This is a genomic window from Vogesella mureinivorans (assembly GCF_007644035.1).
Classification (GTDB): Bacteria; Pseudomonadota; Gammaproteobacteria; order Burkholderiales; family Chromobacteriaceae; genus Vogesella; species Vogesella mureinivorans.
On sequence record NZ_VMTV02001132.1, the window covers coordinates 1 to 288 of the forward strand.

General features: G+C 41.0%; 1 pseudogene. It reads left to right on the forward strand.

Features of this window, described 5'->3' with window-relative positions:
* Positions 1-217 (forward strand): annotated as a pseudogene (locus FLQ44_RS23090) (hypothetical protein); the annotation flags it as partial.
* Positions 218-288: the final 71 nt, after the last annotated feature.

The window sequence follows — 288 nt, forward strand, 5'->3', positions numbered from 1 at the left end:
CTTACGTGGTTTAGCACCACGTGAACGTGCACGCGCTGTAATCGATCACTGTGCTCACCCAATGTATCGTGATGCCTTAAATGATTACTTTGATCGTGCATGTGAAAAAGGCGGTCAAACACCTCATATTCTTCGTGAAGCGCTTTCTTGGCACTGCAACTTTGAAGAAACAGGTCATATGTTAACCACACAAGATCAAGCTAAAAAATCTGCATAATCTTTTAGCTCAATAAAAAACGCCCAAAGGGCGTTTTTTATTGTCTGTTGCTTTAACAGGTTGATATGTTC